The organism is Streptomyces sp. BR1 (genome assembly GCF_052373795.1).
Classification (GTDB): domain Bacteria; phylum Actinomycetota; class Actinomycetes; order Streptomycetales; family Streptomycetaceae; genus Streptomyces.
The window spans coordinates 4,714,711-4,740,811 of record NZ_CM126252.1; the positions used below are offsets into that span (position 1 = coordinate 4,714,711).

The following is a 26,101-nucleotide window of genomic DNA, read 5'->3' on the forward strand; positions in this document are numbered from 1 at the left end:
CATGGCGACCAACCCCTTCGAGGACGAGAACGGCACCTATCTGGTCCTGGTGAACGCGGAGGGCCAGCACTCGCTCTGGCCGTCGTTCGTCGAGGTGCCGGCCGGCTGGGAGCGCGCCTTCGGCGAGGACACCCGGCAGGCGTGCCTGGACCACATCGAGCGGAACTGGACGGACATGCGCCCCAAGAGCCTCGTCGATGCCATGGGCGCGGAACGCGCCTAGCGGCGCAGTCGAAGAATTGGTGAAAGCGTGTATATGACGGAGAAGGCGTCGGTCGGGGGATCCGCCGAACACCACGAGGACGAGCTTCGCGGTGTCGGCGGGACGGCCCTCGGCCGCGGCACACGGCTGGACCGGGTACGGGCGTTGCGGCAGGCGGTCGAGGCCGTCGCCGCCTGGTCGCACGAGGCGCTGGGGGACGGTCCGGAGGTCTTCGGCCGCTTTCCGTACCGGGAGGTCGTGGACTACTACCAGAAGGTGGGCAAGGCGGAGGTCTCCCACGAGCTGGTCGCGCTGCTGCGCGGGGCCCGGCTCGGGATCGAGTGTTCGGGCCGGGCGCGGCCCTGGTCGTCGCCGGACGCCTGGCTGTTCGACGCCTGGCTGCCGCTGACCTTCACCGACCGCCCCATGAACTACGTCTCGTACGCGGGCAACGACGTGATGTCGATCGCCCACTGGGACACGGACGGCACCCCGGCGGCGGCCGAGCGGGCCGACGACGTGCTGACGGCGGTGCTGATCGCCGACGTCGTCGAGCGGGAGACCAACGCTCTGGAGCAGGCCGGGGCGCATGCCGCGCAGCGCACCCGGACCACCGCCGCGTGGCAGGCGCTGGCCCGGCTCGCGGACTACGCGCCGCTGGCCCTGGCGGACACCGCGCCCCTGGACGCGGTGCGCGCCGCGCTCGGCGAGAGCGAGGCCGACGGGGTGCCGGAGGCGGCAAGGGCAGCGGTCGCGGCCATCCGTGAGCAGGCAACTCCCGCACTGCTGCGGGCAGTCGAGGTCAGCCTGCTGCCGGTCACGACGCTGCACGACGAGCAGATGTTCATCCGGTCCATCCAGCTCTTCGAGCGGCTCTTCGCCCGGGTGGCCAGGTCGCTGACCTCGGCGGTCGAGGCGGTCCGCGCGGACCGCCCGGCCGACGCGGCGGCCGTCCTGGAGCAGGCCGCGGCCTGGCTGTCGGGGGCGACGGGGCCGCTGTACCGGGTCCTGACCACCATGCCGCCGGAGTCCTTCGCGGTGATCCGGGACCACACGCACGGCGCCAGCGCCATCCAGTCGAGGCCGTATCAGCTGGTGGAGACGGTGAGCGCCAAGCGTGAGGGCGAGGCGCACCGCCCGGAGAAGGGCCCGCTGTTCGCGCTCGACACCACGCTCCAGGAGGCGTTCCTGGCGCGGGCGGGCGGCTGGCCGAGCGAGGACGCCCGCCGCCTGGAGGACGCGATGCGCGGCCTCGACGCCAACTGGCGGGGCATGAAGCGCACCCACTGGGGCGTCACGATGAAGATCATCGGCAAGGTGCCGGGCACCGGCGGCACCGCCGGGGCGGACTACCTGAAGGCGGCGGCGAACGTCGGGTTGTTCCCGCAGCTCACCGCCGCCTGATCAGAGCGCCCGCCGGCCGCCTGGGGCCTCGACGTCACATGTTCACGACGGTGAGGTCCCGGGCGGCCGCCAGGTCGGGGCAGCCGGACAGCAGGAGAGCCTCCCGCAGTTCGGTGTGGAGCAGGTCGAGGACCTGCCGCGCCCCGGCCTCGCCGTCCACCGCGAGCCCCCACAGCACCGGCCGGCCGCACAGCGCCCCGTCGGCCCCGAGGGCGAGGGCCCGCAGGATGTCCGTACCGGTGCGCACCCCGCTGTCCAGGAGCACCGAGCACCGTCCGCCGACCGCGTCGAGCACCGGGGGCAGCGCGGTGACGCTCGGCGGCGCGGCCGCGAACTGACGGCCCCCGTGGTTGGAGACGATCACCCCGTCGGCGCCGAGCTCCACCGCGCGTACGGCGTCGCGCGGATCCAGGATGCCCTTGACCAGCACCGGCAGCTCGGTGTGCTCGCGCAGCCAGGCCAGTTCCTCCCAGCCGATCGCCGGGTCGAAGGCGAGCGCGGTGTGGGTGGCGACGGCCGAGGTGCCCGACTGTCTCGCGTGCGCGGCCGAGACCGGCGCCGGGGCGAGGTTCGCCGCCGTCACATCGGCGGGAAGCGCGAACCCGTTGCGTACATCGCGCAGGCGGCGGCCCATATGGGGCACGTCGACGGTCAGGACCACCGCCTCGCAGCCCGCCCGCTCGGCCCGCCGCACCAGGTCGAGCACCACACCGCGGTCGTGCAGCCAGTACAGCTGGAACCACACGGCCCCGCCGACCGCGGCGATCTCCTCGATCGAGTAGCTGCTCAACGTGCTGATGATGTACGGGACTTGGGCGTCCCGCGCGGCCCGCGCCGCCGCGAGCTCGCCGTCCGGGTGCATCAGCCGCTGGTACGCCATCGGCGCCACCGCCAGCGGCAGCGCGGCCGCACTGCGCAGCAGGGTGCCCGAGGTGTCGGTCCCGCCCCGGGTGCCGAGGACGCGGGGGACCAGGCGGACCGCGTCGAGGGCGGTCCGGTTGGCGGCCTGGGTGGACTCGTCGCCCGCGCCGCCGTCGACGAAGTCGAGGACGTCGCGGGGGAGCCGGTCCGCCGCGAGCCGGGCCATGTCGGCGACGCAGGCGGCTCTTCGGTGTGCCGGGGGCTGCGGAGGGACGGTCACTTGCCCGCGTCCTCGCTTGCCCGCTCCATCTCCAGCTCGACCGCGGAGTACAGCGCCTTGATGTTGCCGCTGCCGAAGGTCCGCGCGCCCAGGCGCTCGATGAGCTCGAAGAACAGGGTGCCGCGCGGGTGGACGGACTTGGTGAAGATCTGCAGCAGCTGGCCGTCCTGGTCCTCGTCGACCAGGATGTTCAGCGCCCGCAGCTGGTCCACCGAGTGGCGCAGCAGGTCGAGCCGGTCCGGCACCTGGTCGTAGTACGCCGACGGCGTCTTCAGGAAGGCCAGGCCCTCGGCGCCGAGCAGGTCCACGTCCCGGACGATGTCGTCGGTGGCGAAGGCGATGTGCTGGACACCGGCGCCGCCGTGCTCCTTGATGAACTTGTCTATCTGGCCCGGCTCGCGCGAGGTGTCGGGCTCGATCAGGGTGAGCGTCACCGCGCCCGACCGGCTCTGCACCACCTTGGAGTCCATGGCCTGGCCGCCGACGACGATGCGCTCGGTGAAGACCATGGCGAAGTCGAGGACGCGCTCGTAGAACTCGACGGTCGGCACCAGCTGGCCCGGCTCCAGGCACACCGCGAAGTGGTCGACGGTGTGCAGCCCGGCGGCGGCCGCGCCCGTCGTTTCCCCGCCCTTGTCCAGGGGCGAAAGCCCGGGCAGAACAGCGGGGTTCATGCCCTCCGGACGCTGTACGAAGGTGTGCGTGACGTCGCCGAACGCGGTGATGGAGGCGGTGACGACCCCGTCGCGCTCCTGCGGCTCGGCCACCGGCCGGGCCCCGCGCCGTACGGCCTCGGCGAAGGCGGCGGCGGCGTCCGCCACGCTCAGCGCGATGTCCGACACACCGTCACCATGGCGCTCCACATAGGCGGAAGCGGGGTGGTCGGTGCCGCGCGAGTCGGTCAGGACGAAGCGGATGGCGTGGCGTCCGAGGGCGTTGGCGCGAACGGAAGCGTCCGCTTCCGCCGAAGGCGTCGACTGCGCGTAGACGCCGAGCCCGTAGTTGTTCACAAAGAATTCGGTCGCCTCGGCGAGATCGCCGACCGCGAAGCCGACGTGGTCGAGGCGGAGTCCGTCAAAGGGGCTGCTCATGACATTCCGTTTCCGTGTGGTGGACGTCGGTGTTCTAGACGTCGCTTTGTTCGCGAATGAATGTCGCGAGCCGGTCGATTCCCAGAGTGATCTCGTCCGGGGAGAGGTAACTGAACGACAGGCGCAGCTGGTTGCGCGGCTGCCCGTCGCCGTAGAAGTGGTGCATGGGGGTCCACAGGACCCGGTGGGCGCGGGCGGAATGCTCAAGAAGTGCGTCGTCGACCGGGAAGGGCACGGTGACGACGACGAAGAATCCGCCGGCCGGGGTGTTCCAGGTGACCTGCGGCCGCGTCCCGGCGGGGAATTGCCGGGCCAACTCGCCCAGTACGTGCCGCAGATTCCCCTGATACAGCTCGGTTTCCCGGACATTCGCCGCGCGCAGGCTGTGGCCGTGCTCAAGGAGCTTCCCGCCGATGACGGCCTGGGCCACCGGAGAGGTGTTCACGGTGAGCATGCTCTTGATCTTCGCGAGCTGATCGGCGAACAGTTCCGTGCGCCCGTCGGCGCCTACCGTGCGCTGGTCGGCGACGACGTATCCGATCCGGGCGCCGGGCAGGCCGGTCTTGGCGAACGAGCCGAGATACACCACCCGTCGGCGCTCGCCGTCCAGCGACTTGAGCGTCGGCAGTGGCTCGATTTCGCTGTCCTGGAACAGACCGTACGGATTGTCCTCCAGGACGAGGAAATCCTGCTCCCCGGCAATGCGGAGCAGACGCTTCCGGGCATCGAGGTCCAGTCCGGCGCCCGACGGGTTGGCGAAATCGGCCACCACATAGAAGGCCCTCGGCCGCAGTCCGGCGGCCCTCGCCTCCTCGGCGACCCGCGCCAGATCGTCCAGATCCACGCCGTCGGCGCTCTCCCGGACCGGCAGGATCCGCATGCCGACCAGCTCGGCGGCGCCGCTCGCCCCCACGTAACAGGGCGACGGGGCGAGCAGGACGTCGTTGTCGTCGCGGCGCAGGGCGCGCAGGGTGAGGAACAGCGCCTCCTGGCAGCCGACGGTCACGACCACCGACTCCGGGTCGATGTCGATGTTCTCGTCGAGGAGGAGGTTCTTCGCGATCAGATCGTGAATGATGCCCTTGGTGCGCCCGTACTGCAGAAGCGTTCTGCGCACCTGGGTCTCGTCCCCGTCGAATTTCGCCCGCAAGTGGGCTTCGAACGTACGGAGATGGCGATGCACGTCCTCCGTGTCGAAGAAGCCCTCGTACGGACGCCCGGCGGCGAGGGAAAGCGCCTCGGGAAATCGCTGGGAGATCTCGTTGAGGAAGTTCATCGATTCGATGACAGGAGAGTCGAGCGACCCGTGCAGGCTGAGCATGTCGATTTCTGCTGGCATGTGGTGACGGCCGTACCGGCGGCCTGACGTCCCCTCCGAAGCAAAACGGAGGCACCAACAAAAAGGCTCACTGCAAAGGAACCTGGCCCCCGTTTGCAGGTTCCTCATGAAAGCGCATGCGTTTATCGATGCATGCCGAGCATATCTTGATCGATTCAATCACGGTGTCTGATGGTCGGTCAACCTGGCTCAGGTGTACGGAGCTTGACGAGAGGCCTGTCGGGGCTTACGTGTACGGGGGATACCGGGCGGTCGGGCCGATGCCCGGCCAACTCCCCGTGACCAGGCAGTCATTGCTCCCGGTGTGGCCCGGGCCCCGGCTGCCGGGCCGTGAACGGCGGAGGCTAGGCTGAGGCCCGGGGCGGTCCGTCCCCGGCCCGCAGGCTGAATCCTTCAAAGGGGTTGAGAAGTGAATCTGGCCGCCGCCAATGAGAACTTGGCGCACATCAGTAATGTGCTGATCTATTCGTCAATGGCTGTCTACACCCTGGCCTTCCTCGCGCATATCGCCGAATGGGTTTTCGGCAGCCGCAGCAAGGTCGGCCGGACGGCGGCCGCGCTGGTGGCCGAGGGTGAGAGCGCGGGCCGCGCGGCGAAGGGCTCGGCTCAGGTGCGCAAGGCCCAGGCGGGCGGCGGGACGGCTGTGCTGGAGCGGCCGAAGGTCGTGGGACGCGCGACCGAGGGCAGCCGTGACATCGCGGACGGCCCCGGCGCCGACGGCGGCGACGAGAAGGGCGGCCTGTACGGCCGTATCGCCATCTCCCTCACGGTCCTCGCGTTCCTCATCGCGGCGGCCGCGGTGGTCACCCGCTCGCTCTCGGTGCAGCGGGCGCCGTGGGGCAACATGTACGAGTTCTCCACGACCTTCTCGACGGTGGCCGTCGGTGTGTACCTCGCGCTGCTGCTCGCCAAGAAGAAGGTGCGCTGGCTCGGCCTGCCGCTGGTCACCTCCGTCCTGCTCGACCTCGGCGTCGCGACGACCTGGCTGTACACCGACAGCGACCAGCTGGTCCCGGCCTTGCACTCGTACTGGCTGTGGATCCATGTCTCCACCGCGATCTTCTGCGGCGCGGTGCTCTACATGGGCGCGCTCTCGTCCCTGGTCTACCTGCTGCGCGACCGGTACGAGGCACGGCTCGCGGCGGGCCGGGTCGGCGAGGCGGAGAAGACCCTGGCGAGCGGACGCAGCCTGGAGGGCTCTTCCCGCCTCGTCCTGTGGGCGCGGGTGATGGGCAACGACATCATGGCCCGGCTGCCCGCCGCGTCCAGCCTGGACCGCTTCTCGTACCGGGTGAACGCGGCGGTCTTCCCGCTGTGGACCTTCACGATCGTGGCGGGCTCGATCTGGGCGGGCGACGCGTGGGGCCGCTACTGGGGCTGGGACCCGAAGGAGGTCTGGTCCTTCGTGACGTGGGTCGCCTACGCGTGCTACCTCCACGCGCGCGCCACGGCCGGCTGGAAGGGCCGCAAGGCGGCGTACATCGCGCTGGCGGCGTTCGGCGCGTACCTGTTCAACTACTACGGCGTGAACTTCCTGTTCGGCGGGAAGCACTCGTACTCGGGCGTGTGATCCTCGCGGTCCGCCTGCCGCCCGCGCCGCCCCGCCGTCGAACGGCGGGGCGGCGCGCGGCAGTTAGGGGCGGACGGGACGGGGTGGCGGGGGCTAAAATCCGCGGTCATGTCGACCCCTGACCATGCCCCTGACGAACTGCTGGTCGCCGTCGCGGCGACGGTGGAGTCCGAGCAGAGCAACCAGATGTCCCTGACGGTGGTGACCGGCGGCTCCGTGATCACCGGCCGCCTGGCCCCCGAGGCGGTCTGGAGACAGCGCGTGGCCGAGGTCCTGACGGACTCGGACAGCCTGGGCGCGTTCTCCGGCACCTTCACGACCCCCCGCTTTCCGCAGCACCCCCACCCCACCCACCTGCACTTCCACGTCGCCCGGATCCTCCAGGGCACGACGGGCATCCCCGAAACGGGCGGCATGTACCGCGTCGCGATCGCGGACGTGACGGCGTGGACGGTGGGGGATTTCAGTTACTCGGATCGGTGAGCGGGCCCGCCGCCGGGCTCGCCCCGCACTCGCGCCGCGTGCTTCCGCCGAGTGCCTTCGCTGAGTTCTTCCGCCGCGCACAGCGAGTCCGCGAACCGCTTACGCCCCCGCTACGCCCCGCTCGCTATGTTCCCTTTGAGCAGCAAAAAGGCCCTCCCGGCGGGAGGGCCTGGTACCGCACGGGCTGAAGCGCCCCCGGCAGGACTCGAACCTGCGGCCAAGCGCTTAGAAGGCGCCTGCTCTATCCACTGAGCTACGGGGGCCGGTTGGCGGCCGCGGTGGCCTGGAGCCCCCGGGCGGGCAGGGCTGCGGTCCGGAGCGGGCTCCGGGCCGATGACCTTGCCGGGGACAAGGATAGGGCTCCTCTCACCTCGTCCCGGTTGCTTCACCTGCGTGGCACGATGTGGAGGTTCGGTGAAGCGAACCGATAATCGCAGGCGAGCGCGGAACACGCAGCGCTTTTGACGCTTGCGGCGCCGGGTGTTGTGCACTCGTTATGCCTGCGTCCCACTCATCCCGTCTGTCCCACTGTGTCCGATCGGCGCGCGAAGGCCTCCATACGCTTCAAAAAGGCGCCAAAATTGGGCATTCTTCGCATGTGGTGACCTTGGACGTACGGCCTCAGCTGATCGACGCACTCTCCGCCCTGCGCGACCGGGTCGCCGCCGTGCGTCTTCCGCTGCCCCTGCCGGGGGCGGCGCGGGCGCGGCAGACCCGGATCGAGCTGCTCGCGCAGCTCGACGACTATTTGTTGCCCCGGCTCAAAGATCCCGAAGCGCCGCTGCTCGCCGTCGTCGGCGGGTCCACCGGCGCGGGCAAGTCCACCCTCGTCAACTCCCTTGTCGGGCGGCGGGTCAGCGAGGCCGGGGTGCTGCGGCCCACGACCCGTACACCCGTCCTCGTCTGCCACCCCGACGATCACCACTGGTTCACCGGAATCCGCGTACTGCCGCAGCTCACCCGCGTATGGCTGCCGCAGCAGAGCGAGGACACGGAGGGGGAGGAGGGCATCGGCGGCAACGACGCCGAGAACTCCGTACGGGTCGAGACCTCGCGGAACATGCCCCCCGGCCTCGCCCTGCTCGACGCGCCCGACATCGACTCACTCGTCGTCAGCAACCGGATCCTCGCCGCGCAGTTGATCTGCGCCGCCGACATCTGGGTCATGGTGACGACGGCGTCGCGGTACGCCGACGCCGTGCCCTGGCATCTGCTGCGTACCGCGAAGGAGTACAAGGCCACGCTGATCACCGTCCTCGACCGGGTGCCGCACCAGGTCATGGCCGAGGTGTCGCGGCAGTACGCGGCGCTGCTCATCAAGGCCGGGCTCGGCGAGGTGCCCCGCTTCACCATCCCCGAGCTGCCCGAATCGGCGGGCGGCGGAAGCGGATTGCTGCCCTCCACCGCGGTCGCCCCGCTCGGCCAGTGGCTCACCCACCGGGCCCAGGACGCGGCCGCCCGCCAGCAGGCGGTCGTCCGTACCGCCGTCGGCGTCATCGACTCGCTCAACGCCCGGATGCCCGAGCTCGCCTCCGCCGTCGCCGCACAGCATGCCGCGGCCGTACGGATGACGGGCGTCGTCGAGGAGGCGTACGAGCGGGAAGGCGCACGCGTGCGGCGCAGGCTGCAGGCGGGGGGCGTGCTCGCCGGGGACGCGCTCACCCGCTGGCGCGCGTACCCCCGCGACGCGACCTCCGGCGAGCTGCTCGACGCGCTCGTCGAGAGCCTCGCCGAACTGCTCGGCTGCGCCGCCGACGCCGCCGACGAACGCGTCCGCGAGGCCTGGGGCCGCGAACCCGCGGCGGCGGAGCTGGCCGAGGGCGTACGGGACCGGGAGACCGGCGACCGCATCGAGGTCGCGGTACGCCGCTGGCGGCGGGTCCTGGAGGAGCTGGCCGAGGAGGAGGTGGCCGAGATGGAACGGGCCGTCGCGCCCGCTCCCGAGGCCGTCGCGGCCCTCCTCGCGGCAGCCCTCCTCGGTGGTCGCCGGGCGCGCCGGGCCGGGGAGCGGCTGGCCGAGCGCGTCGGTGCCCAGCGCGCGCTCCGGCTGCGCGACCAGGGCGGCGAGCTGGTCACCACGTACATCGACGAAGTCCTGAACGCCGAACGCGACCGCCGACTCGCCCCACTGGACGCGCTCCAGGTGACCCCCGAGCCCCAGGCCGAGCTGATCGCCGCGCTGTCCCTACTGCAGAAGGAGAGGTGAGCGGGGTGACCGCTCTGACGGATCGGCCGGGGGCCGACCAGCCCGACTCCGAAGAGCCTGAGTCGGAACAGCCTGACGCTGACCGGCCTGACTCCGACGGCCTCTCGGCTTCCTCGCAGGACGTCACGCCGAGCCTTCCGGAGACCGAGCCCGACCTCGCCGTGTCCGAACCCACCCCATCGGGTGACGAGCCGGAGGCCATGTCGACGGGGACCGGGCTCCGGACCTCCGCGCTGCCCGGGATCGGCCGTCTGGAGACCGTCGGCCCGACCTCGGGCTGGCTCGGCTTCGACCGCCCCTGGGCCGAGCGCCCGCGCACCCGGCGTGGTGATGCGTCCGATGGGGCTGAAGGTGCGGCCCTTGGTTCGGCGCAGGCCGATGCCCCGCCCCGGCCCGACCGCCCCGAGGCCGAGCCACCGCGCACCCCGGATGCGGGCTCGGGCGACGACGCGCGCGATGCCACGCCCCCAGCACCCGGCCCGACGCCCCGCAACGCCGCAACCCGCACTGCCACACCACGTAACGGCACCGCGGATGCGGCCCCGCACGCACGCCCCCGTACACGCGACACACGCGACGCCGTCGGTTCCGGAGCACGTCCGCGGATCCGCGACGCCGCCACCCCGGCGCCCGACCCCGACACGCGCTCCGCCACCGCCTGGGATGACGGGCTGATCGCTCGACGGGTGAACGAGCAGGCTGCGGAGGAGGTTCCCGAGGAGGAGCCCGAGCCGGTCGAGGCATACGTACCCATCGGCGGGCCCTACGGCGGCGAGCTGCGCGGGCGGCTCGACGCGTTGCGGGAGCTCGTCGGGCTGTCGCGGACCCGGCTGGACGGGAAGACGCTGGCCGAGGCCGGACGGGTCCTCGACGAGGCGGCGGCGCGGCAGCGGCTCTCGGCCCGGCACACGGTCGTCGCCATCGCGGGAGCCACCGGCAGCGGCAAGTCGACGCTGTTCAACGCCCTGGCGGGAACGAACATCTCGGAGACCGGGCTGCGCCGCCCCACCACCGGCGCGCCCATCGCGTGCAGTTGGACGGACGGCGCGGCGGGGCTGCTCGACCGGCTCGGGATTCCGGGGCGGCTGCGGCGCCGACCGCTGCCGAGCGACCCCAACGCCGAGGCGCTGCAAGGGCTCGTCCTGGTCGATCTGCCCGACCTCGACTCGGCCGTGGTCGACCACCGCCACCAGGCCGACCGCGTCCTCGCGCTCGTGGACGCCGTCGTCTGGGTCGTGGACCCGGAGAAGTACGCGGACGCCGTCCTGCACGAGCGCTATCTGCGGCCGCTCGCCGGGCACGCCGAGGTCACCTTCGTCGTCCTGAACCAGGTGGACCGGCTGCCCGGAGAGGCCGCCGACCAGGTCATCGACGACCTGCGACGGCTTCTGGACGACGACGGCATGGCGCTCGGCGAGCACGGCGAACCGGGCGCCACCGTACTGTCGCTCTCCGCCCTCACCGGCCAAGGAGTCGTCGAACTGCGCGAACTGCTCAGCCGCTTCGTACAGGAGCGCGGCGCGCCCGAGCGCCGCGTGGCGGCCGATCTGGACGCGGCGGCGGCCGGACTACGTCCGGTGTACGTCGCGGACGGGCGCTCGGGGCTCGACGAGCGGGCCCGGGAGGAGTTCACCGACCGGCTCGCGGCGGCGGTCGGCGCGGCCGCGGCGGGCGAGGCGGCCGAGCGCGAATGGCGCCGCAACGCGTCGCGCGCGTGCGGCACGCCGTGGCTGCGGCTCTGGCGCTGGTACGAGCGGACCCGCGTCCCGGGCCTTGAGTCGCCCCTGCCGAGCGCGCCGCCCGAGGAGGAGGTGACCGCCCGGCAACGCGTCGAGCAGGCCGTACGCGTGGTCGCGGACGAGGCGTCCGGCGGGCTGCCCGCACCCTGGGCCCAGGCGGTCCGGGAGGCGGCCGTACGCGGCGCCGAGGGGCTGCCGCAGGCGCTGGACGAGCTGGCCGTACGGGCTGAGCGGGAGCGGGGCACCTCGCCGCGGCCCGCGTGGTGGCCGGCGGCGGTCCTGGTGCAGGCGGCCATGACGCTGGTTCAGATCGTGGGCGGGGGCTGGCTCCTCGGCCAGATCGTCGGGGTACTGAGCCCCGGGCTGCTCGTGCCCGCTCTGGTGATGCTGGCCGGGATCGTCGGGGGGCCGCTGGTGGAGTGGGCCTGCGGGGTCGCGGCGCGTGGACCGGGGCGGCGGTACGGGCAGGAGGCCGAGCGCCGCCTGCGGGAGGCCGCGGCGGGCTGCGGCCGCGCGCGGGTCCTCGACCCGGTCGCGGCGGAGCTGCTGCGGTACCGGGAGGTGCGCGAGCAGTACGTGGCGGTGCGGGGCGGTACGGGAGTCCGGGGCGGGTCCGGGGTGCGGGCGGGGGTGTCGTGACGGGGCGTCGGGTGCGGGTGGGGTGGTCGGCGGCTGTGCGTTCTGACCGCGCGTGCTGGCTCGGTGGGGCGGAACGCCACGTACGGGTGACGGGGTTTTCCACAACCGGCCGGTAGTCCACAGCCCCCGGCACGAGGTCCTCCGTCCGGTCCAGCATGGAGATCGACAGCGCAAGGGTTCGATCGGCCGCCTGGGCCGGACGGAGCTGCGCCGGGGACGACTCGTGCGTGCGACAGGCGCGTGCGCAAGACACGTATGACGGGGGAGTGGTGGGGATGAACGACACGTTGGTGACGCTGGTGGGGAACGCGGCGACGCGGGTCGAGTACCGGGACTCGGCGACGGGCGGGGTGGCGCGGTTCCGGCTGGCGGTGACCCCGCGCCGGTACGACCGGCAGACGGCCGCCTGGGTCGACGGGCACTCCAGTTTCTACACCGTCTGGGCGTGGCGGACGCTCGGGCTGAATCTGGCGAGCTCGGTCGCGGTGGGCGAACCGCTGGTGGTGCACGGCCGGTTGCGGGTCCGCGACGAGGACCAGGACGGGCACCGCAGATTCTCGGCGGACGTCGAGGCGATCGCGGTGGGCCACGATCTGACGCGCGGGACATCGGCGTTCCGGCGGGTGGTGAAGGCGGACCCGGCGCTGACGGCCCCGCCCAAGGACCCGGCGGCACGGGCCGGTTCGGAGGTGCCCGGTTCGACGGATCCCGGTACGGCGGGGCCGCCACCGCCTGCGGATCCGTCCGCGGAGCCGTCCGTGAATCCGCCCGCAGTGGCGGCCAGTGTGCCCTGAACGTCCCGTTCCGTTCTGGAGATTTGTCGATAACCCCAGGTGGGAGTGGGTACCGGCGATAACGATTCCGATTCGGAATGGTTATAGGACCGTATGACCGGGGATCAGGGGGCGCGGCCTCCATAGGATTCCCCGTACTCACGGGGCACTTGAGTCAGCAGGCGAGGCACTTCCCCCACGCGCATGTACGCGAAAGAGCCTCGCCCGAAGGGGAATTCTGTGTTTTCAGTCGTTCACGGGTTTTCTGTACCCAAGTCTGTACGCAAGCGCGGCGCCGCACGTCTCGCGGCCGCTGCGGCCGTCACGGGTCTGGTCGCCGGCAGCGCGATAGCCGGCGCCGGTGCGGCGGTCGCCGACACGCCCGGCCAGCAGCATCAGGGCGGCGCGGTCGCCACCATCAAGGGCCTGGACCCGGACGCCTCGGACGCGGCCGTCATCCACCACGACGGGGGCGACGACCAGAACGTCTCGGCCGGCCTCTTCCAGATGGTCGTCGACGGCGGCGGCACGCTGCGTACGTACTGCATCGACATCCACAACCCGACCCAGCAGGCCGCGAAGTACCAGGAGACCCCCTGGAGCGGCACCTCGCTGAGCGGCAACCCGGACGCGGGCAAGATCCGCTGGATCCTGGAGCACTCGTACCCGCAGGTGAACGACCTGACGGCGCTCGCCAAGTCGGCCGGCCTCAGCGGTCAGCTGACCAATCGCACGGCCGCGGCCGCCACCCAGGTCGCGATCTGGCGCTACTCGGACCACGCCAAGGTCGACGCCGTGGACGGCCAGGCCAAGGTGCTGGCGGACTGGCTGACCAAGTCCGCGCAGAACGTGGACGAGCCCAAGGCGTCGCTGACCCTCGACAACCCGGCGGTCTCCGGCAAGGCGGGCACCAAGCTCGGCCCGGTGACCGTCCGGACCAACGCCGACAAGGTCTCGGTCACCCCGTCCGAGGAGCTCAAGGCGGCCGGGATCAAGGTCGTCGACAAGGCCGGCAAGGTCGTCACGGGTGCCAAGAACGGCTCGCAGCTGTTCTTCGACGTCCCCGCGGGCGCCCAGCCGGGCTCCGCCACGCTGAGCGTCCAGGCCACCACGCAGGTGCCGGTCGGCCGCGCGTTCGCCAGTGAGTCCAAGAGTCAGACGCAGATCCTCGCCGGGTCCAGCGACTCCACCGTGACGGCCGTCGCCAAGGCGACCTGGGCCAAGCAGGGCGCCATTCCAGCCCTGTCGGCGATGAAGAACTGCGCCAAGGGCGGCGTGGACATCACGGCCACCAACAAGGGCGACCAGGCGTTCACCTTCAAGCTGGCCGGCTTCACGTACACGATCGGCGCCGGCAAGTCGAAGACCGTCACCGTGCCGGTCGCCGAGGACCAGGCGTACGACTTCGTGATCACCGGGCCGAACGGCTTCAAGCAGGAGTTCAAGGGCGTCCTGGACTGCAAGACCGGCACCGGCACCACCACGCCGTCGTCGCACCCCAGCCCCGCCTCCGCGGGCGGCACCTCGTCCGGCTCCACCGGTGGCGACCTCGCCGAGACCGGTAGCTCCAGCTCCACCCCGATGATCGCGGGCATCGCGGTCGCGCTGGTCGCCATAGGCGGCGGCGCGGTGTTCTTCCTGCGCCGCAAGAAGGCCGGGACCGCTGGGCACTGACCATGCGACGGTGACGCAGAGCACTCCGTACGCAGAGTGAGCACCCTGTGACAGTGGCCCCGGTGAGCGCAGGCGCACCGGGGCCACTGGCGTTCCCATCGACGTCCCCGTCGAAGTACCCGTTTCCGCCGAGGGGTGGCGGTACGGCAAGATGGGGTGTATCTGCCCACAGCCCGATTCACACTGCCGGACGGTTTCTCTTGGCTGAGTACATCTACACCATGCGCAAGACGCGCAAGGCGCACGGCGACAAGGTGATCCTTGACGACGTCACGCTGAGCTTCCTGCCCGGCGCGAAGATCGGTGTGGTCGGTCCGAACGGTGCCGGTAAGTCCACCGTTCTGAAGATCATGGCGGGCCTTGAGCAGCCCTCCAACGGTGACGCGTTCCTGACGCCGGGCTTCAGCGTCGGCATCCTCATGCAGGAGCCGCAGCTCGACGAGACCAAGACGGTCCTGGAGAACGTGCAGGACGGCGCCGCCGAGATCATGGGCAAGCTGAAGCGCTTCAACGAGGTCGCCGAGCTCATGGCGACGGACTACTCGGACGCGCTCCTCGAGGAGATGGGCAAGCTCCAGGAGGATCTCGACCACGCCAACGCCTGGGACCTCGACGCCCAGCTGGAGCAGGCCATGGACGCGCTGGGCTGCCCGCCCGCCGACTGGCCCGTGGTCAACCTCTCCGGTGGCGAGAAGCGCCGTGTGGCGCTCTGCAAGCTGCTGATCGAGGCCCCCGACCTGCTCCTCCTCGACGAGCCCACCAACCACCTCGACGCCGAGTCGGTGAACTGGCTGGAGCAGCACCTCTCGAAGTACGCGGGCGCCGTCGTCGCGGTCACCCACGACCGGTACTTCCTGAACAACGTCGCCGAGTGGATCCTTGAGCTCGACCGCGGCCGCGCGATCCCGTACGAGGGCAACTACTCCACGTACCTGGACAAGAAGGCGTCCCGCCTCAAGGTCGAGGGCCGCAAGGACGAGAAGCGCGCCAAGCGCCTCAAGGAAGAGCTGGAGTGGGTCCGCTCCAACGCCAAGGGCCGGCAGACCAAGTCCAAGGCGCGCCTCGCCCGTTACGAGGAGATGGCGGCCGAGGCCGACAAGATGCGGAAGCTGGACTTCGAGGAGATCCAGATCCCGCCGGGCCCGCGTCTGGGCTCGATCGTCGTCGAGGTCCAGAACCTCTCCAAGGCGTTCGGCGACAAGGTGCTCATCGACGACCTGTCGTTCACGCTGCCGCGCAACGGCATCGTCGGCGTCATCGGCCCGAACGGCGCGGGCAAGACCACGCTGTTCAAGATGATCCAGGGCCTGGAGACCCCCGACTCGGGCTCCATCCGGGTCGGCGAGACCGTCAAGATCTCGTACGTCGACCAGAGCCGCGCCAACATCGACCCGAAGAAGACCCTTTGGGCCGTGGTGTCGGACGAGCTGGACTACATCAACGTCGGCCAGGTCGAGATGCCCTCGCGGGCGTACGTCTCCGCGTTCGGCTTCAAGGGCCCGGACCAGCAGAAGCCGGCCGGGGTGCTCTCCGGTGGTGAGCGCAACCGTCTGAACCTGGCGCTCACGCTCAAGGAGGGCGGCAACCTGCTGCTCCTCGACGAGCCCACCAACGACCTCGACGTCGAGACGCTCTCCTCGCTGGAGAACGCGCTCCTGGAGTTCCCGGGTGCCGCTGTCGTGATCTCCCACGACCGCTGGTTCCTGGACCGGGTCGCGACGCACATCCTGGCGTACGAGGGCGACTCGAAGTGGTACTGGTTCGAGGGCAACTTCGAGTCGTACGAGAAGAACAAGATCGAGCGGCTCGGGGCCGACGCGGCGCGTCCGCACCGTGCCACCTACAAGAAGCTGACCCGGGGCTGATCCTCTTGGCTCGCCACATCTACAGCTGCCCGCTCCGCTGGTCGGACATGGACGCCTTCGGGCACGTCAACAACGCGGTCTTCGTCCGGTACCTGGAAGAGGCCCGTATCGACTTCATGTTCCGGCTGGCGCCGGGGGACGGCTCGCCGTCGTTCTCGGGCGGGTCCGTCGTGGCCCGGCACGAGATCGACTACGTACGGCCGCTGGTGCACCGCCACGCACCCGTGACCATCGAGTCGTGGGTCACGAAGATCGGCGCGGCGTCGCTGACGATCGCGTACGAGATCAAGGACCCCGAGCAGGTGTATGTGCGGGCGTCGACGGTCGTCGTGCCGTACGACCTGGCGGCGGGGCGGCCCCGGCGGATATCCGCTGAGGAGAAGTCCTTCCTCCAGGAATACGTCGAGGGCGCGGCGGGCGTGGGCTCGGGCTCGGAGCGGGCCGCGGCATGACCGTGAAGCTGGGCTTCGCCGACGCCGGGGAGGTGGCGGATCTCGCCGCCTTCCTGGCGCGGCTGATCCACTACGACCGGTCGGCGGCCGTGCGGCTGCAGGCCGGTGGTGGGGCGGTGGCGGTGTTCGGCCGTCCGCCGTCGTTCGAGGTACTGGCGATTCGTACGGCCCGGCTGGACGCGGTCGTCGAGCTCGACGTCACCGTCTCGGCGGGTGAGCTGCTTGAGGCGCTGGACGAGCCGGCGTCTGCGGTGGTCGTCCCGCCGTCGGTGACGGGGCCGCCGTGGGCGGGTGTGCTGCCGCCGCGCGGTGGCTGGCAGCAGTTGCCCGGGCTGCCCTCTGCGTCGGAGATCGCGGCGGCTGTGGGTGCGGCGGTCGCTGAGTTCCGGGCTCGGGACGAGGCGTTGCCCGCGGCCGAGCGGACTCGGGCCGAGCGGGACCGTCTCGGGCGTGAGATCTGGTCGCGGACGCTGGGATCCACCGGGCTGCCGTTGCGGGTGGTGCATGCGGCGCAGTCGCTGGGGTTCCTGCGTCCCGGTGCGCCGGTGGCGCTCCTCGGCGCCGGGCCGTGGCTGCGGCTGCGTACGCCGTACGGGTCTGTGGCGGTCCGGTCGACGGGGTCGGGCGTCACGGGCCTGAAGTTTTCCTCCCCACCCCGCCCCTTCCCTTAACCCCACCCGGCCACCCGCCCAGGGCTTTAGGGAAGGGGCGGGGTGGGGGATCAATCGCCGTCCGGCCATACCTGGATGTGGTCCGGTTCCAGTTCCAGCAGGACCCGGCGTTCCATTCCCAGCGACTCCGTGTACTCCGTGGGGAGTTGGAGGCGGCCCGCGCGGTCGAGCATGGCGTATTCGCGGGCCACCACCGACTCCTCGCCCGTCGTGGCGTCGACGTGGGTGCGGCGCAGGACCTCCGTGGAGGTGCGGCCGTCGCGGATGGCCACCGTGCGGCGGACCTCGCTCGCCACCGTCTGGTCGTGGGTGACGATGACGATCGTCGTGCCCAGTTCCTCGTTCGCCGTACGGAACGCGGCGAAGATCTGCTCGGCCGTGGTGGAGTCGAGTTCGCCGGTCGGCTCGTCGGCCAGGAGCACGGACGGGTTGTTGGCCAGGGCCACCGCGATCGCCACGCGCTGCTGTTCGCCGCCGGACATCTGGTGCGGGCGCCGGTCCCGGCAGTGCGCGACCTCCAGCATCGTCAGGAGGGAGTCCGCCCGGGCCGCACGAGCGGACCTGGACCTGCCCGACTTGAGGCCCCCGCCCCGCAACTGCATCGGCAGCGCCACGTTCTGCGCCGCCGTCAGATACGGCAGCAGGTTCCGCGCCGTCTGCTGCCAGACGAAGCCGACGACCTCGCGGCGATAGCTCAGCCGCGCCTTCGCGTCCATGGACAGCAGATCGCGGCCCGCCACCTTCGCCGAGCCCGCCGTGGGGACGTCCAGGCCCGCCAGGATGTTCATCAGCGTCGACTTGCCGCTGCCGGACGCGCCGACCAGGGCCATCAACTCGCCCTCGGTGACCAGGAGATCGAGCCCCTGGAGGGCCTGGACCTCCACGCCGTCCGTGGTGAAGATACGGACCAGGCGGTCGCAGGCGATCAGGGCGTCGTGGCCGTACGCCGGGCGGTCGCGGTGCGCCGTCGCCCGTGCCTCCAGCTCGGCCAGCGACCGCCCGCCACCCGCATCGGCCTTCGTCCCCGTCATCGGCCGGCCTCCGTCTCCCCGCGCGTCCCCGTCATCGGCGAACCTCCGTTTCCGTCCCCATCCCCGTCATCTCGTATCTCCCGCCCTCAGCTCCGTGATCGAGCCACGTCGGCTCGTCCACCATGCCTGTGTCGCCGCGACCCCCGCCGCCAGAGCCACCACGCACGCCGCCGGGAGCGCCAGGGACAGCGGGTCCGCCCGGAGTTCGCCGGTGACCGCGGCCGTCGCGGGGGAGGCCGCCAGGGCCAGGCCCGCCAAGTCGACGCCGGGGGCGAGGAGTTCGGTCGCCGCCCAGCCCGTCAGGGCGCCGCCGACCGCCGCGAGGACCGCCTGCGGCAGGGCCTCCAGGATCAGCAGCCGTCGGCCCTGGCCACGGGTCAGCCCCATCGTCCGCAGCCGCGCGAGCAGCGCCGCCCGCTCCGGCGCGCCCCGCAGCAGCGAGAGCAGCAGAGCCAGTACGGCATAGCCCGCCCCGGCCACCACCGCCGCCGAGTAGAGGCGTTCCGCGCCCGTCTGGAGCGGGGAGTCGGTGAGTTGCCGACGGGTGTCGCCGCGCAGTTGCACCGACGGGGGGTCCTGGGCGTGGGGGCCCGCTGTGGAAGTCGCCAGACGCCGCAGGGCCTTGCCGTCCACCCCCGACCCCGTGATCAGCACCGTCGTCGGGTACTTCGCGCCCAGACCGGACGCGTCCACGACGAGGAAGTCGCTGTGCGGGACCGCCGGGGTGTGGGTGCGTACGGCGACGACCCGGACCATCACGTCGTAGCCCGCCACCCGCACCTTCCGGGGGCCCTTGCCCAGGCCCGCCGCCACCTTCGGCGAGGCGACCGCCGGGAGCACGCCCCGTGGCCCCACCGACCCCGGCCCCGCCGGACCCGCACCCGCCGGAGCCCGCAGCGCGTCCGCCGCGAACGAGCCGAGCCCCGTACGAGCCGACAGCCGTGCGTACGAGTCCGGGTCCGCGCCGATCACCGCCACCCGGTCCCCGTACGGCGTCTCCACTCCGTACTCGACATGCGCGGGCGTCGCGGACGAGACGCCCGGTGCCTTCGCGACCCGGTCCGGGAGGGTGCGCGGCAGCGGGCCCACGCTGTCGATGCGCGCGTCCGCGCCCGTCGTGTACAGCGCGGCTTTGTCCCGCGCGTCCGCCACCCCGGCCAGGACCGAGCCGCCGAACGCCGCCGTGGTCAGGGCCGTGAGCAGGGCGAGGAGCGGGAGTACGCCGCCGCCGGGGGCGCGGCCCGCGCGGGCGAGCGACAGGAAGCCGACCGTGCTGCGCAGCCGGGCCGCCGGGCGGGCCGCCCACCGCAGGGGCAGCGGATACAGCCGTACGAGAACGAGCGCGGCGATCACACCGACGAGCACCGGCGCCGAGCTCACCAGCGCGTCGGCGCCCGCCGAGGTGGAGCGGCGGCGCAGCGCCACCACCGCGCCCACCGCCAGGACCAGCAAGGTCAGTTCGGCCACCGTGCGGCGCCGGGACGGGGTGACGCGGACGAGGTCGTCGCGGTCGGCGGCCGAGCGGACCGTGCGGTGGGCGAGTGCCGCCCGTACCGGCAGGGCCAGACAGGACACCGCCGTCACCGTGGCCACGGCGATCAGCGAGGGCCCGATCCGGCCGGTCGGGACCGCCCACACCGCGAGCGCCAGGCCCAGCGCGGCCGCCGGTACGGCCACCACCGCCGTCTCGGCCGTCAGGCGTCCGGCGATGCCGCGCAGGGAGCCGCCCCGGGCGCGCAGCAGGGCGAGTTCGGTCGTACGGCGCGCCGCCGCGAGGCCGCCCGCCATCAGCAGGACCACTCCTGCGACCGTCGCCGTACCGAGGGTGGCCACCGCGACCACCGGGGTGATCGAGTCGCGTACCGAGGTGAACAGGGTGAGGACCGCGTCGAGTTGGGTGAGGAGGGTGTCGGAGCCGGAGTTCGCACGGATGTCGGCGAGGGCAGGGCCGGCCTTCAGGGAGGCGAGCGCGCTCTTGAGGCCGCCCAGCTGCCGGGCGTTCATGGCCTGCGGGTCGGGGGCGATGTCGTGGTACGTCTCGGGCTTGCCCGCCGCCCCGACCAGCGCCGGGGCCGAGTCGGGGCCGAGCAGCAGGCCCGCGTACCAGTAGTGCGGCGAGTCGCGGTCGTTCACGTCGGACAGGACGAACTCCGGCTCGCGCAGCACCGGTTCGACCGCCCAGTACGACGCCGAGGGGCGAAGCGGTTCGACGATGCCGGTGATCCGGACGGCCAGTGGGTCGCCGATCAGGCGCTTCACATGGATGACCGAACCCACCGTGATGTGGAGGGTGTTGGCGGTCACCCGTGTCACCGCCGCCTCGGCCGTCGGCGAGGACGTGTCGGCCTTCGCGGCGGGGAGGCGGCCGGAGACCAGGCGGGTGTGATCGGCGGGCGCGGACCGCGCGTCGATGAAGAAGCGCGGCGGCAGCCCTTCGGGCCGGGCCAGCCAGGTGTCCCGTGCGTCGGACAGGACCTTCTCCGTGGTGCGCACCCCGTAGGCCGACTGGCTCCGGTCCGGCCGCAGCGGCGCCGGGATCGCCTTCAGCGTCTCCTCGTTGCCGTCCGCCATCTTGGCGGGGGTGAGGGAATCGCCCACGGGCGGCGGCGGGATCGTGCCGGAGACCCGGATCACCGTGTTGTCCGGGGACGCCGACGCCACCGCGTGGCGCAGCCCCCGGTCCTCGTACCGGTCGATGCCGCGCGGCACCGCCGCCGCCAGGAACGCGGTCAGCAGCACGAGCAGGGCGAGCGCGCCCGCCGCGCCCGGCGCGGTCCGCAGCCGGGTGCGCACCCAGGGGGCGACAGCCTTGGCACTCATCTCAGTCATCCCCCTGCATCTCAGTCGTCCCCCTGATGACGCAGCGACACCGCCGGGTCGGTCCGCCGCAGCGCCAGCGCCGCCACGATCATGAGCGGTACGGCGGCGACCCCGGCGAGCAGTAGGGCGAGCTGTCCGGCGGGCAGTTGCACCAGCACCTTCGGCACCGGCCGGGTGGCCTGTTCGGTCAGCACGATCAGCGGCACCACGGCTCTGGTCAGCACTTCCCCGAGGGCGAGCCCGACCAGCAGGGCGAGCGCGATCAGCACCCCCTGCTCGGCCGCGATCAGCCGGGCCAGCTGGCGGCGCGGGGCACCGAGCGCCCGCAGCACCGCGAACTCGGCGCCGCGTTCGCGCAGCGAGCCCACCGCGCTCACCGCGAAGCCGACCGCCGCGAGGGCCGCCGCCACCAGGGACGCGGCGGCGAGCGCGGCCTGCGGGCCCGCGCCCAGCGGGTCGTCGCGCAGCTGCTCGGCCACCTCGGCGCGGACCACGACCTGCTGCGGGTCGATGTCGGGCCGGGCCCGCAGCGCCGCCGCCGTACGGGCCGCCTCGCCCGGGGCGGTCGTGAGCCACCACTCGGTCGGCGCGAGGCTGGTGGAGGAGTCGGCGGCGAGCAGTTCGTTGACCGCGCGCAGATCGAGCAGGAGCGCGCCGCCGTCGTGCTCGGCGGAGCCGCCCGCGCCCGGCCCGGTCGTCGGGACATCGCGCACCCGGTCGACGACCTTCGCGCGTACGGTCTGCCCGGCGAGCTGGACCGTCACGCTCTGCCCGACCTTCGTCCCGCTGGCGGTGAGGAACCGGTCACCGGCCACCGCAGTCAGCTCCGGCGGCTTCGGCCGGGCGGCGCTGATCCGTACCGTACGGGTCGGAAGCGTGGCCCAGGTGTTGGAGAGCTGCGTGGCGACGCCCGTCGTGTACGGCACGGTGAGCGCCTGCCCTTGGGTGGCCGGGACCAGCTGGGAGTTGGCCGGGGACCCGACGAACTCCGTCGACTCGGCCTGCCAGCGGTCGGCGGTGGGCAGCGCGACCGGGGTGGTGCGGTCGTCGCGGGAGACGCCGCTCAGCGCGTCGAGAGTGAAGCGGTGCCGCTCGGCCTGGTCGAGCGGTTCGGTGAAGTCCAGGTCGAGCTCCGTGAGCGCGAGCGGTGCGGCCGGGCGGCCCACCGGCGCGCCCGCCGCGGCGTCCAGGGAGATCCGGTGCTCGGCCGGGCGTCCGTCGGGCGCCAGGGATCCGGCCGGGATGCTGTACTGCACGCCGAAACGGTCCTCCACGATGGCTGTCACGTCGACGGAGGTGTGGCCCGTCGACGGTTTGCCGGACGCGTCCTCGGCGCCCAGGCGCAGCGCGAGGACGAGCTCGGCGGTGTCCGCCGGGAGCAGCGCGCCGACGCGGGGTGCGCGGGGCGGGGCGAGCTCGCGCAGGAGCTCGGGCCTGGAGCCCAGGTCGTCGCGGAGCAGCAGGCCGTCGGCGTGTGCGGTGTCGAGGGCGAGCACGGTGCCGGAGCGGTTGTCGGAGAGCTCCACCGACGAGCGCGCGGCCGGGGCCACCGCCCGTACGCCCGGCAGGCCGTCGTACGAACCGGCCTGGCCCATGGTGGGGGTGCTCGCCCCGGAGACGCGTACCGAGGTGCCCGCCCGGAAGTCGGCCTGGTCGTTCTGCGAGCGGTCCCAGGAGGCGGACTGGCCGAGCGCCAGCATGCCCATGGCGACCGCGAGGACGAGCAGCAGCACCGGGCCGGCGCCGCGGAGGGGGCGGCGGCTGAGCTGCCAGCCCGCCAGCGCCGCCGGAAGCCCCCGGCCGCCCGCCGCCCGGCGCTCGGCCAGGCGCGCGGCGGGCGGGAGCAGCCGCAGGGTCAGTACGGTCCCGGCGAGCAGGGCGAGCGCGGGCGCGGCCACGAGCAGCGGGTCGATGCCGAGGTTGCCCTTGCTGTCGCCGCTGAGCGCTCCCGTTCCGGAGGTCTGTCGGTCCAGCTGCCAGTAGGCGACCCCGGCGATCACCAGGAGCCCGATGTCGGCCCCGGCGCGCACGGACGCGGGCAGCGTGCCCGCCCGGCCGGGACGGGTGGTGCGCCCGGCCGACAGGGCCGGGGCCACCACGGCCCCCGCGCACCCCAGCGCGACCAGGACCGCCACCAGCCACACCGTGCCGGTCGTCCCCGTGTCCAGGCGCAGCCCGATCCGGGCCAGCGGGCCGTGCCCGGCGAGCAGCCGGGTCAGCGGGCCGGAAAGCAGCGGGGCGCAGAGCGCGGCCGGGGCGGCGAGCAGCAGCGCCTCGATGGCGGAGAGGGTGAGCAGACGGCCGCGCGATCCGCCGCGTGCCCGCAGCAGTGCGCTCTCGCCGGTGCGCTCGCTGCTCAGCAGCCGGGCCACGAGCAGCAGCGCGTACCCCGCGAGCATCATCAGTTGCAGGGCCACGATCAGCAGCGTCGAGCGCGAGACGAGCAGGGAGCGCTCGGCCCGGTCGAGTACGTCGGGCAGACCGGTGGAGGCGGCCGCGTCGCCCGCGAACACCCCGGCGTTCACCAGGGACTTGGGGCCTTCGGTGGCCGCCGCGCGCAGGGCGTGGATGCGGCCGGTGGTCAGGGTGGCGAAGTCGGCGGAGGCGATCCAGGAGGTCTGGCCCGCGCTCACCCGGCTGCCGGTGAGCGCTGCGGGATCGGTGAGCAGTGGCCCGTACGTGGTGAAGTTGACCTTGCGCGTGCCCCGGCCGCCGAGGTCGTCCAGTTGCCAGTACGCCTCGGTGGCGTCGACCGGCCGGTAGACGCCGGTGACCACGGCCTTGACCGGCGGGCCGCCGAGCCGGTCGGTGAGAGGCAGCGTGACGGGCCAGGTGCGCAGGCCCAGCTGGGCGGCGGCGGTCTCGGGCAGGGCCGCCTGGACCTCTCCGCGCGCGGTGGGCGCGGCCGGCCAGCTGCCGCCGGTGAGCCGGACCCGGGTGCGGTCGACGGCGGCGAAGAGCGTGAGGTCGGGGTCGCCCTTGCGGGCGCCCGGCGGCTGGAGCGAGCGCGGCAGGGCGTAGGGCCCGGACTGGGTCAACTTCCGTGTGGTGACCGGGAGTCCGTCGAAGGTCCGGGCCGCTCCTTCGCGTACGGCGGTGTCGGCGGCCTGTCGGTTGCGCTCCGCGACGTTCGCCTTGACCGTGAGGGATGCGGGTATAGCCGAGCGGGTCTGGAGGGTGTGACGCAGGGCGGCGTCGCCGATGGAGCCGGAGAACGCGGTCAGGGCGGCGAGCACCGAGGTGGTGAGCAGGACCGCGAGCAGTGCGGCGGCGAGCAGCAGCCGGTGCGCGCGCACCCGCAAGAACACGAATCCCGCCACCTACGCCCCCCAGACCCCTCGTTCCCCCGAACGCCTGTCCAGTTGTGCTGACAGGCGACGATGCTTTCAGAGGGCACGGGTCCGTGGAAACCGCTTGCGGGCCGAGCGGGGGCGACCTTCATCCGATCGTGACCGGAATGCGGTCGCGGATTGCCGCATTCCGGTGGCCGACCGGATGGAACATCAACTTCCGCTTAAAGCGGCGGCGTTGACCGTCGCTATTCGGCCGTGTTGACCATCGACGCGGCCGCGTACGTCAGATAGTTCCAGAGCGTCGTCTCGTGCTCCTCGGAGAGCCCCAGCTCGTCGACGGCCTCGCGCATATGGGTCAGCCAGGCGTCGTGCGCGGCCCGGTCGACGGTGAACGGCGCGTGCCGCATCCGCAGCCGGGGGTGACCGCGGTGGTCGCTGTAGGTGCGCGGGCCGCCCCAGTACTGGATGAGGAACAGCACGAGCCGCTCCTCGGCCGGGCCCAGATCGCCCTCCGGGTACATCGGCCGCAGCAGCGGGTCCTCGGCGACGCCCTGGTAGAAGCGGTGGACCAGGCGCCGGAAGGTCTCCTCGCCGCCGACCTGCTCGTAGAAGGTCTGCTCCTGAAGCGTGCCGCGCGGAATCTCATTCACGTAGTCCATGGTCGCAGATGCCCCGGCCGAGGACCCGGGGCCTAGGACCACTCGCCTCCCGGCCCCGTACGCAGCACAGTGGACATATGGGCGCACACCGGGACCCGACCGTGGCGCGGGCCGCCCTGGTCAGGGAGATCGTGGCCGGGGGCGCGCTCGCCGACCCGGCCTGGCGGGCCGCCTTCGAGGAGGTGCCCCGCGATCTGTTCGTGCCCTACTACTTCGTCGGCCGCCCCGGCGGCTACGAGCGGCTGTGGGGCGCCGACCCCGACCCGGCCCGGCGCGATCGCTGGCTGGACGGGGTCTACACCGACATGCCGCTGGCCACCCGGGTGCGGGACGGGGAGCTGCTCTCCTCCAGCAGCCAGCCCTCGCTGATGGCGCGGATGCTGGAGGTGCTCGCGATCCGGGACGGGGACGCGGTCCTGGAGATCGGCGCCGGGACCGGCTACAACGCGGCGCTGCTCTGCCATCGCCTCGGCGAAGACCTGGTCACCACGGTCGACCTCGAACCGGAGATCACCGAGTCGGCCCGTACGCATCTGGCCGCCGCGGGCTTCCACCCGGCGGTGGTGACCGGCGACGGGGCGCGCGGCTGTCCGTCCCGGGCGCCCTTCGACAAGATCATCGCGACCTGCACCCTGCCGTGGGTGCCGTCCGGCTGGCTGGCGCAGTGCGCCCCGGGCGCGCTGATCGAGGCCCCGCTGGCCACCGGTCTGATCCTGCTGACGGTGTACGACGCCGGGTACGCGCAGGGCCGCTTCCTGCACACCCCCGCGTACTTCGTCCCCTTGCGGGGCGTGGCCCCCGGCCCCGAGCGCGATGTCCCGTACGCGGGCGGGCTGCCGCACCCCGGCCTGGAGAGCGAGCTGTTCCGCTTCCTGCTGGCGCTGACCGAGGAGAGCCTGAATCCGTACGAGGCGTACGAGCTGTGGCGGCGCGAGGGGCGCCCGCGCCGGGAGCGCTTCGGCGTGACGGTCAGCGAGGGGCGGCAGTGGGCGTGGCTGGACGACCCGCAGGGGCCTTATACGTGGCCCCTGCGGGACGCGGCCTGAAAC

The 26,101-nt window shown here is 72.5% G+C and carries 19 protein-coding genes and 1 tRNA gene; 12 read left to right on the top strand and 8 right to left on the bottom strand.

Annotation, left to right across the window (positions count from 1 at the left end; genetic code table 11):
• Position 1 precedes the first annotated feature (1 nt).
• Positions 2–223: an MbtH family protein gene (locus tag ACT1U9_RS20500; RefSeq protein ID WP_188278159.1), complete on the top strand. Its 222-nt coding sequence runs from the start codon at positions 2–4 to the stop codon at positions 221–223.
• Between the two features lie 33 nt (positions 224–256).
• Entirely contained in the window at positions 257–1,606 is a 1,350-nt protein-coding gene (locus tag ACT1U9_RS20505; protein WP_444534144.1) for a hypothetical protein, read from the top strand.
• 34 nt (positions 1,607–1,640) lie between these two features.
• Here ACT1U9_RS20505 and ACT1U9_RS20510 read toward each other — a convergent pair whose 3' ends face one another.
• Genes ACT1U9_RS20510 through ACT1U9_RS20520 form a run of 3 tightly spaced genes read right to left on the bottom strand, consistent with a single transcriptional unit; the run spans position 1,641 to position 5,177 of the window.
• The gene (locus ACT1U9_RS20510; protein ID WP_444539201.1) at positions 1,641–2,693 is read right to left on the bottom strand and encodes an alpha-hydroxy acid oxidase; all 1,053 of its coding nucleotides are present in this window, start codon (positions 2,691–2,693) and stop codon (positions 1,641–1,643) included.
• 50 nt (positions 2,694–2,743) lie between these two features.
• Positions 2,744–3,838, bottom strand: a complete 1,095-nt coding sequence (hppD, locus tag ACT1U9_RS20515; RefSeq protein WP_444534145.1) for a 4-hydroxyphenylpyruvate dioxygenase — start codon at positions 3,836–3,838, stop codon at positions 2,744–2,746.
• A gap of 34 nt (positions 3,839–3,872) precedes the next feature.
• Positions 3,873–5,177, bottom strand: a complete 1,305-nt coding sequence (locus ACT1U9_RS20520) for an aminotransferase-like domain-containing protein (RefSeq protein ID WP_444534146.1) — start codon at positions 5,175–5,177, stop codon at positions 3,873–3,875.
• A gap of 409 nt (positions 5,178–5,586) precedes the next feature.
• On the opposite strand from ACT1U9_RS20520, the gene ccsB reads away from it, so the two are divergent.
• On the top strand, positions 5,587–6,747 hold the full coding sequence (ccsB, locus tag ACT1U9_RS20525) for a c-type cytochrome biogenesis protein CcsB (protein WP_444534147.1): 1,161 nt from the start codon (positions 5,587–5,589) through the stop codon (positions 6,745–6,747).
• Between the two features lie 108 nt (positions 6,748–6,855).
• On the top strand, positions 6,856–7,230 hold the full coding sequence (locus tag ACT1U9_RS20530; RefSeq protein ID WP_444534148.1) for a hypothetical protein: 375 nt from the start codon (positions 6,856–6,858) through the stop codon (positions 7,228–7,230).
• Positions 7,231–7,420: 190 nt separating this feature from the next.
• Here ACT1U9_RS20530 and ACT1U9_RS20535 read toward each other — a convergent pair.
• Positions 7,421–7,493, bottom strand: a tRNA-Arg gene (locus ACT1U9_RS20535).
• Between the two features lie 344 nt (positions 7,494–7,837).
• Between ACT1U9_RS20535 and ACT1U9_RS20540 the strand changes: the two genes are divergently transcribed.
• The 7 genes from ACT1U9_RS20540 to ACT1U9_RS20570 all read left to right on the top strand — a co-directional run bounded on the left by ACT1U9_RS20540 (position 7,838) and on the right by ACT1U9_RS20570 (position 17,249).
• The gene (locus tag ACT1U9_RS20540; protein WP_444539202.1) at positions 7,838–9,436 is read left to right on the top strand and encodes a dynamin family protein; all 1,599 of its coding nucleotides are present in this window, start codon (positions 7,838–7,840) and stop codon (positions 9,434–9,436) included.
• Between the two features lie 200 nt (positions 9,437–9,636).
• Complete coding sequence (locus ACT1U9_RS20545; protein WP_444539203.1) at positions 9,637–11,814, top strand: GTPase; 2,178 nt, start codon at positions 9,637–9,639, stop codon at positions 11,812–11,814.
• Positions 11,815–12,089: 275 nt separating this feature from the next.
• Positions 12,090–12,608, top strand: coding sequence for a single-stranded DNA-binding protein (locus ACT1U9_RS20550; RefSeq protein ID WP_444534149.1), 519 nt, complete (start codon positions 12,090–12,092; stop codon positions 12,606–12,608).
• A gap of 219 nt (positions 12,609–12,827) precedes the next feature.
• A complete protein-coding gene (locus ACT1U9_RS20555) occupies positions 12,828–14,261 on the top strand; it encodes an LAETG motif-containing sortase-dependent surface protein (protein ID WP_444534150.1) in 1,434 nt (477 codons plus the stop codon).
• A gap of 200 nt (positions 14,262–14,461) precedes the next feature.
• Positions 14,462–16,126, top strand: a complete 1,665-nt coding sequence (gene ettA / locus ACT1U9_RS20560; RefSeq protein ID WP_393263464.1) for an energy-dependent translational throttle protein EttA — start codon at positions 14,462–14,464, stop codon at positions 16,124–16,126.
• Positions 16,127–16,131: 5 nt separating this feature from the next.
• Positions 16,132–16,578, top strand: a complete 447-nt coding sequence (locus ACT1U9_RS20565; protein WP_444534151.1) for an acyl-CoA thioesterase — start codon at positions 16,132–16,134, stop codon at positions 16,576–16,578.
• Positions 16,575–17,249 carry a hypothetical protein gene (locus tag ACT1U9_RS20570; protein WP_444534152.1) on the top strand — a complete coding sequence of 225 codons (675 nt, stop codon included), beginning with the start codon at positions 16,575–16,577 and terminating at the stop codon, positions 17,247–17,249. The genes ACT1U9_RS20565 and ACT1U9_RS20570 overlap by 4 nt, the downstream gene beginning before the upstream one ends.
• Positions 17,250–17,299: 50 nt before the next feature.
• Here ACT1U9_RS20570 and ACT1U9_RS20575 read toward each other — a convergent pair whose 3' ends face one another.
• From ACT1U9_RS20575 to ACT1U9_RS20590, 4 genes are all read right to left on the bottom strand, one after another.
• Positions 17,300–18,280 (bottom strand): ABC transporter ATP-binding protein, encoded by a 981-nt coding sequence (locus ACT1U9_RS20575; protein WP_444534153.1) that lies wholly within the window; start codon positions 18,278–18,280, stop codon positions 17,300–17,302.
• A gap of 66 nt (positions 18,281–18,346) precedes the next feature.
• Positions 18,347–21,109 (bottom strand): FtsX-like permease family protein, encoded by a 2,763-nt coding sequence (locus ACT1U9_RS20580; protein WP_444534154.1) that lies wholly within the window; start codon positions 21,107–21,109, stop codon positions 18,347–18,349.
• Between the two features lie 11 nt (positions 21,110–21,120).
• Entirely contained in the window at positions 21,121–24,420 is a 3,300-nt protein-coding gene (locus ACT1U9_RS20585) for an FtsX-like permease family protein (protein ID WP_444534155.1), read from the bottom strand.
• A 218-nt stretch (positions 24,421–24,638) separates the two neighbouring features.
• Complete coding sequence (locus ACT1U9_RS20590) at positions 24,639–25,043, bottom strand: globin (protein ID WP_444534156.1); 405 nt, start codon at positions 25,041–25,043, stop codon at positions 24,639–24,641.
• Between the two features lie 86 nt (positions 25,044–25,129).
• Here ACT1U9_RS20590 and ACT1U9_RS20595 point away from each other — a divergent pair, with 86 nt between their 5' ends.
• On the top strand, positions 25,130–26,098 hold the full coding sequence (locus ACT1U9_RS20595) for a methyltransferase domain-containing protein (protein WP_444534157.1): 969 nt from the start codon (positions 25,130–25,132) through the stop codon (positions 26,096–26,098).
• The last annotated feature ends 3 nt before the right edge of the window (positions 26,099–26,101 follow it).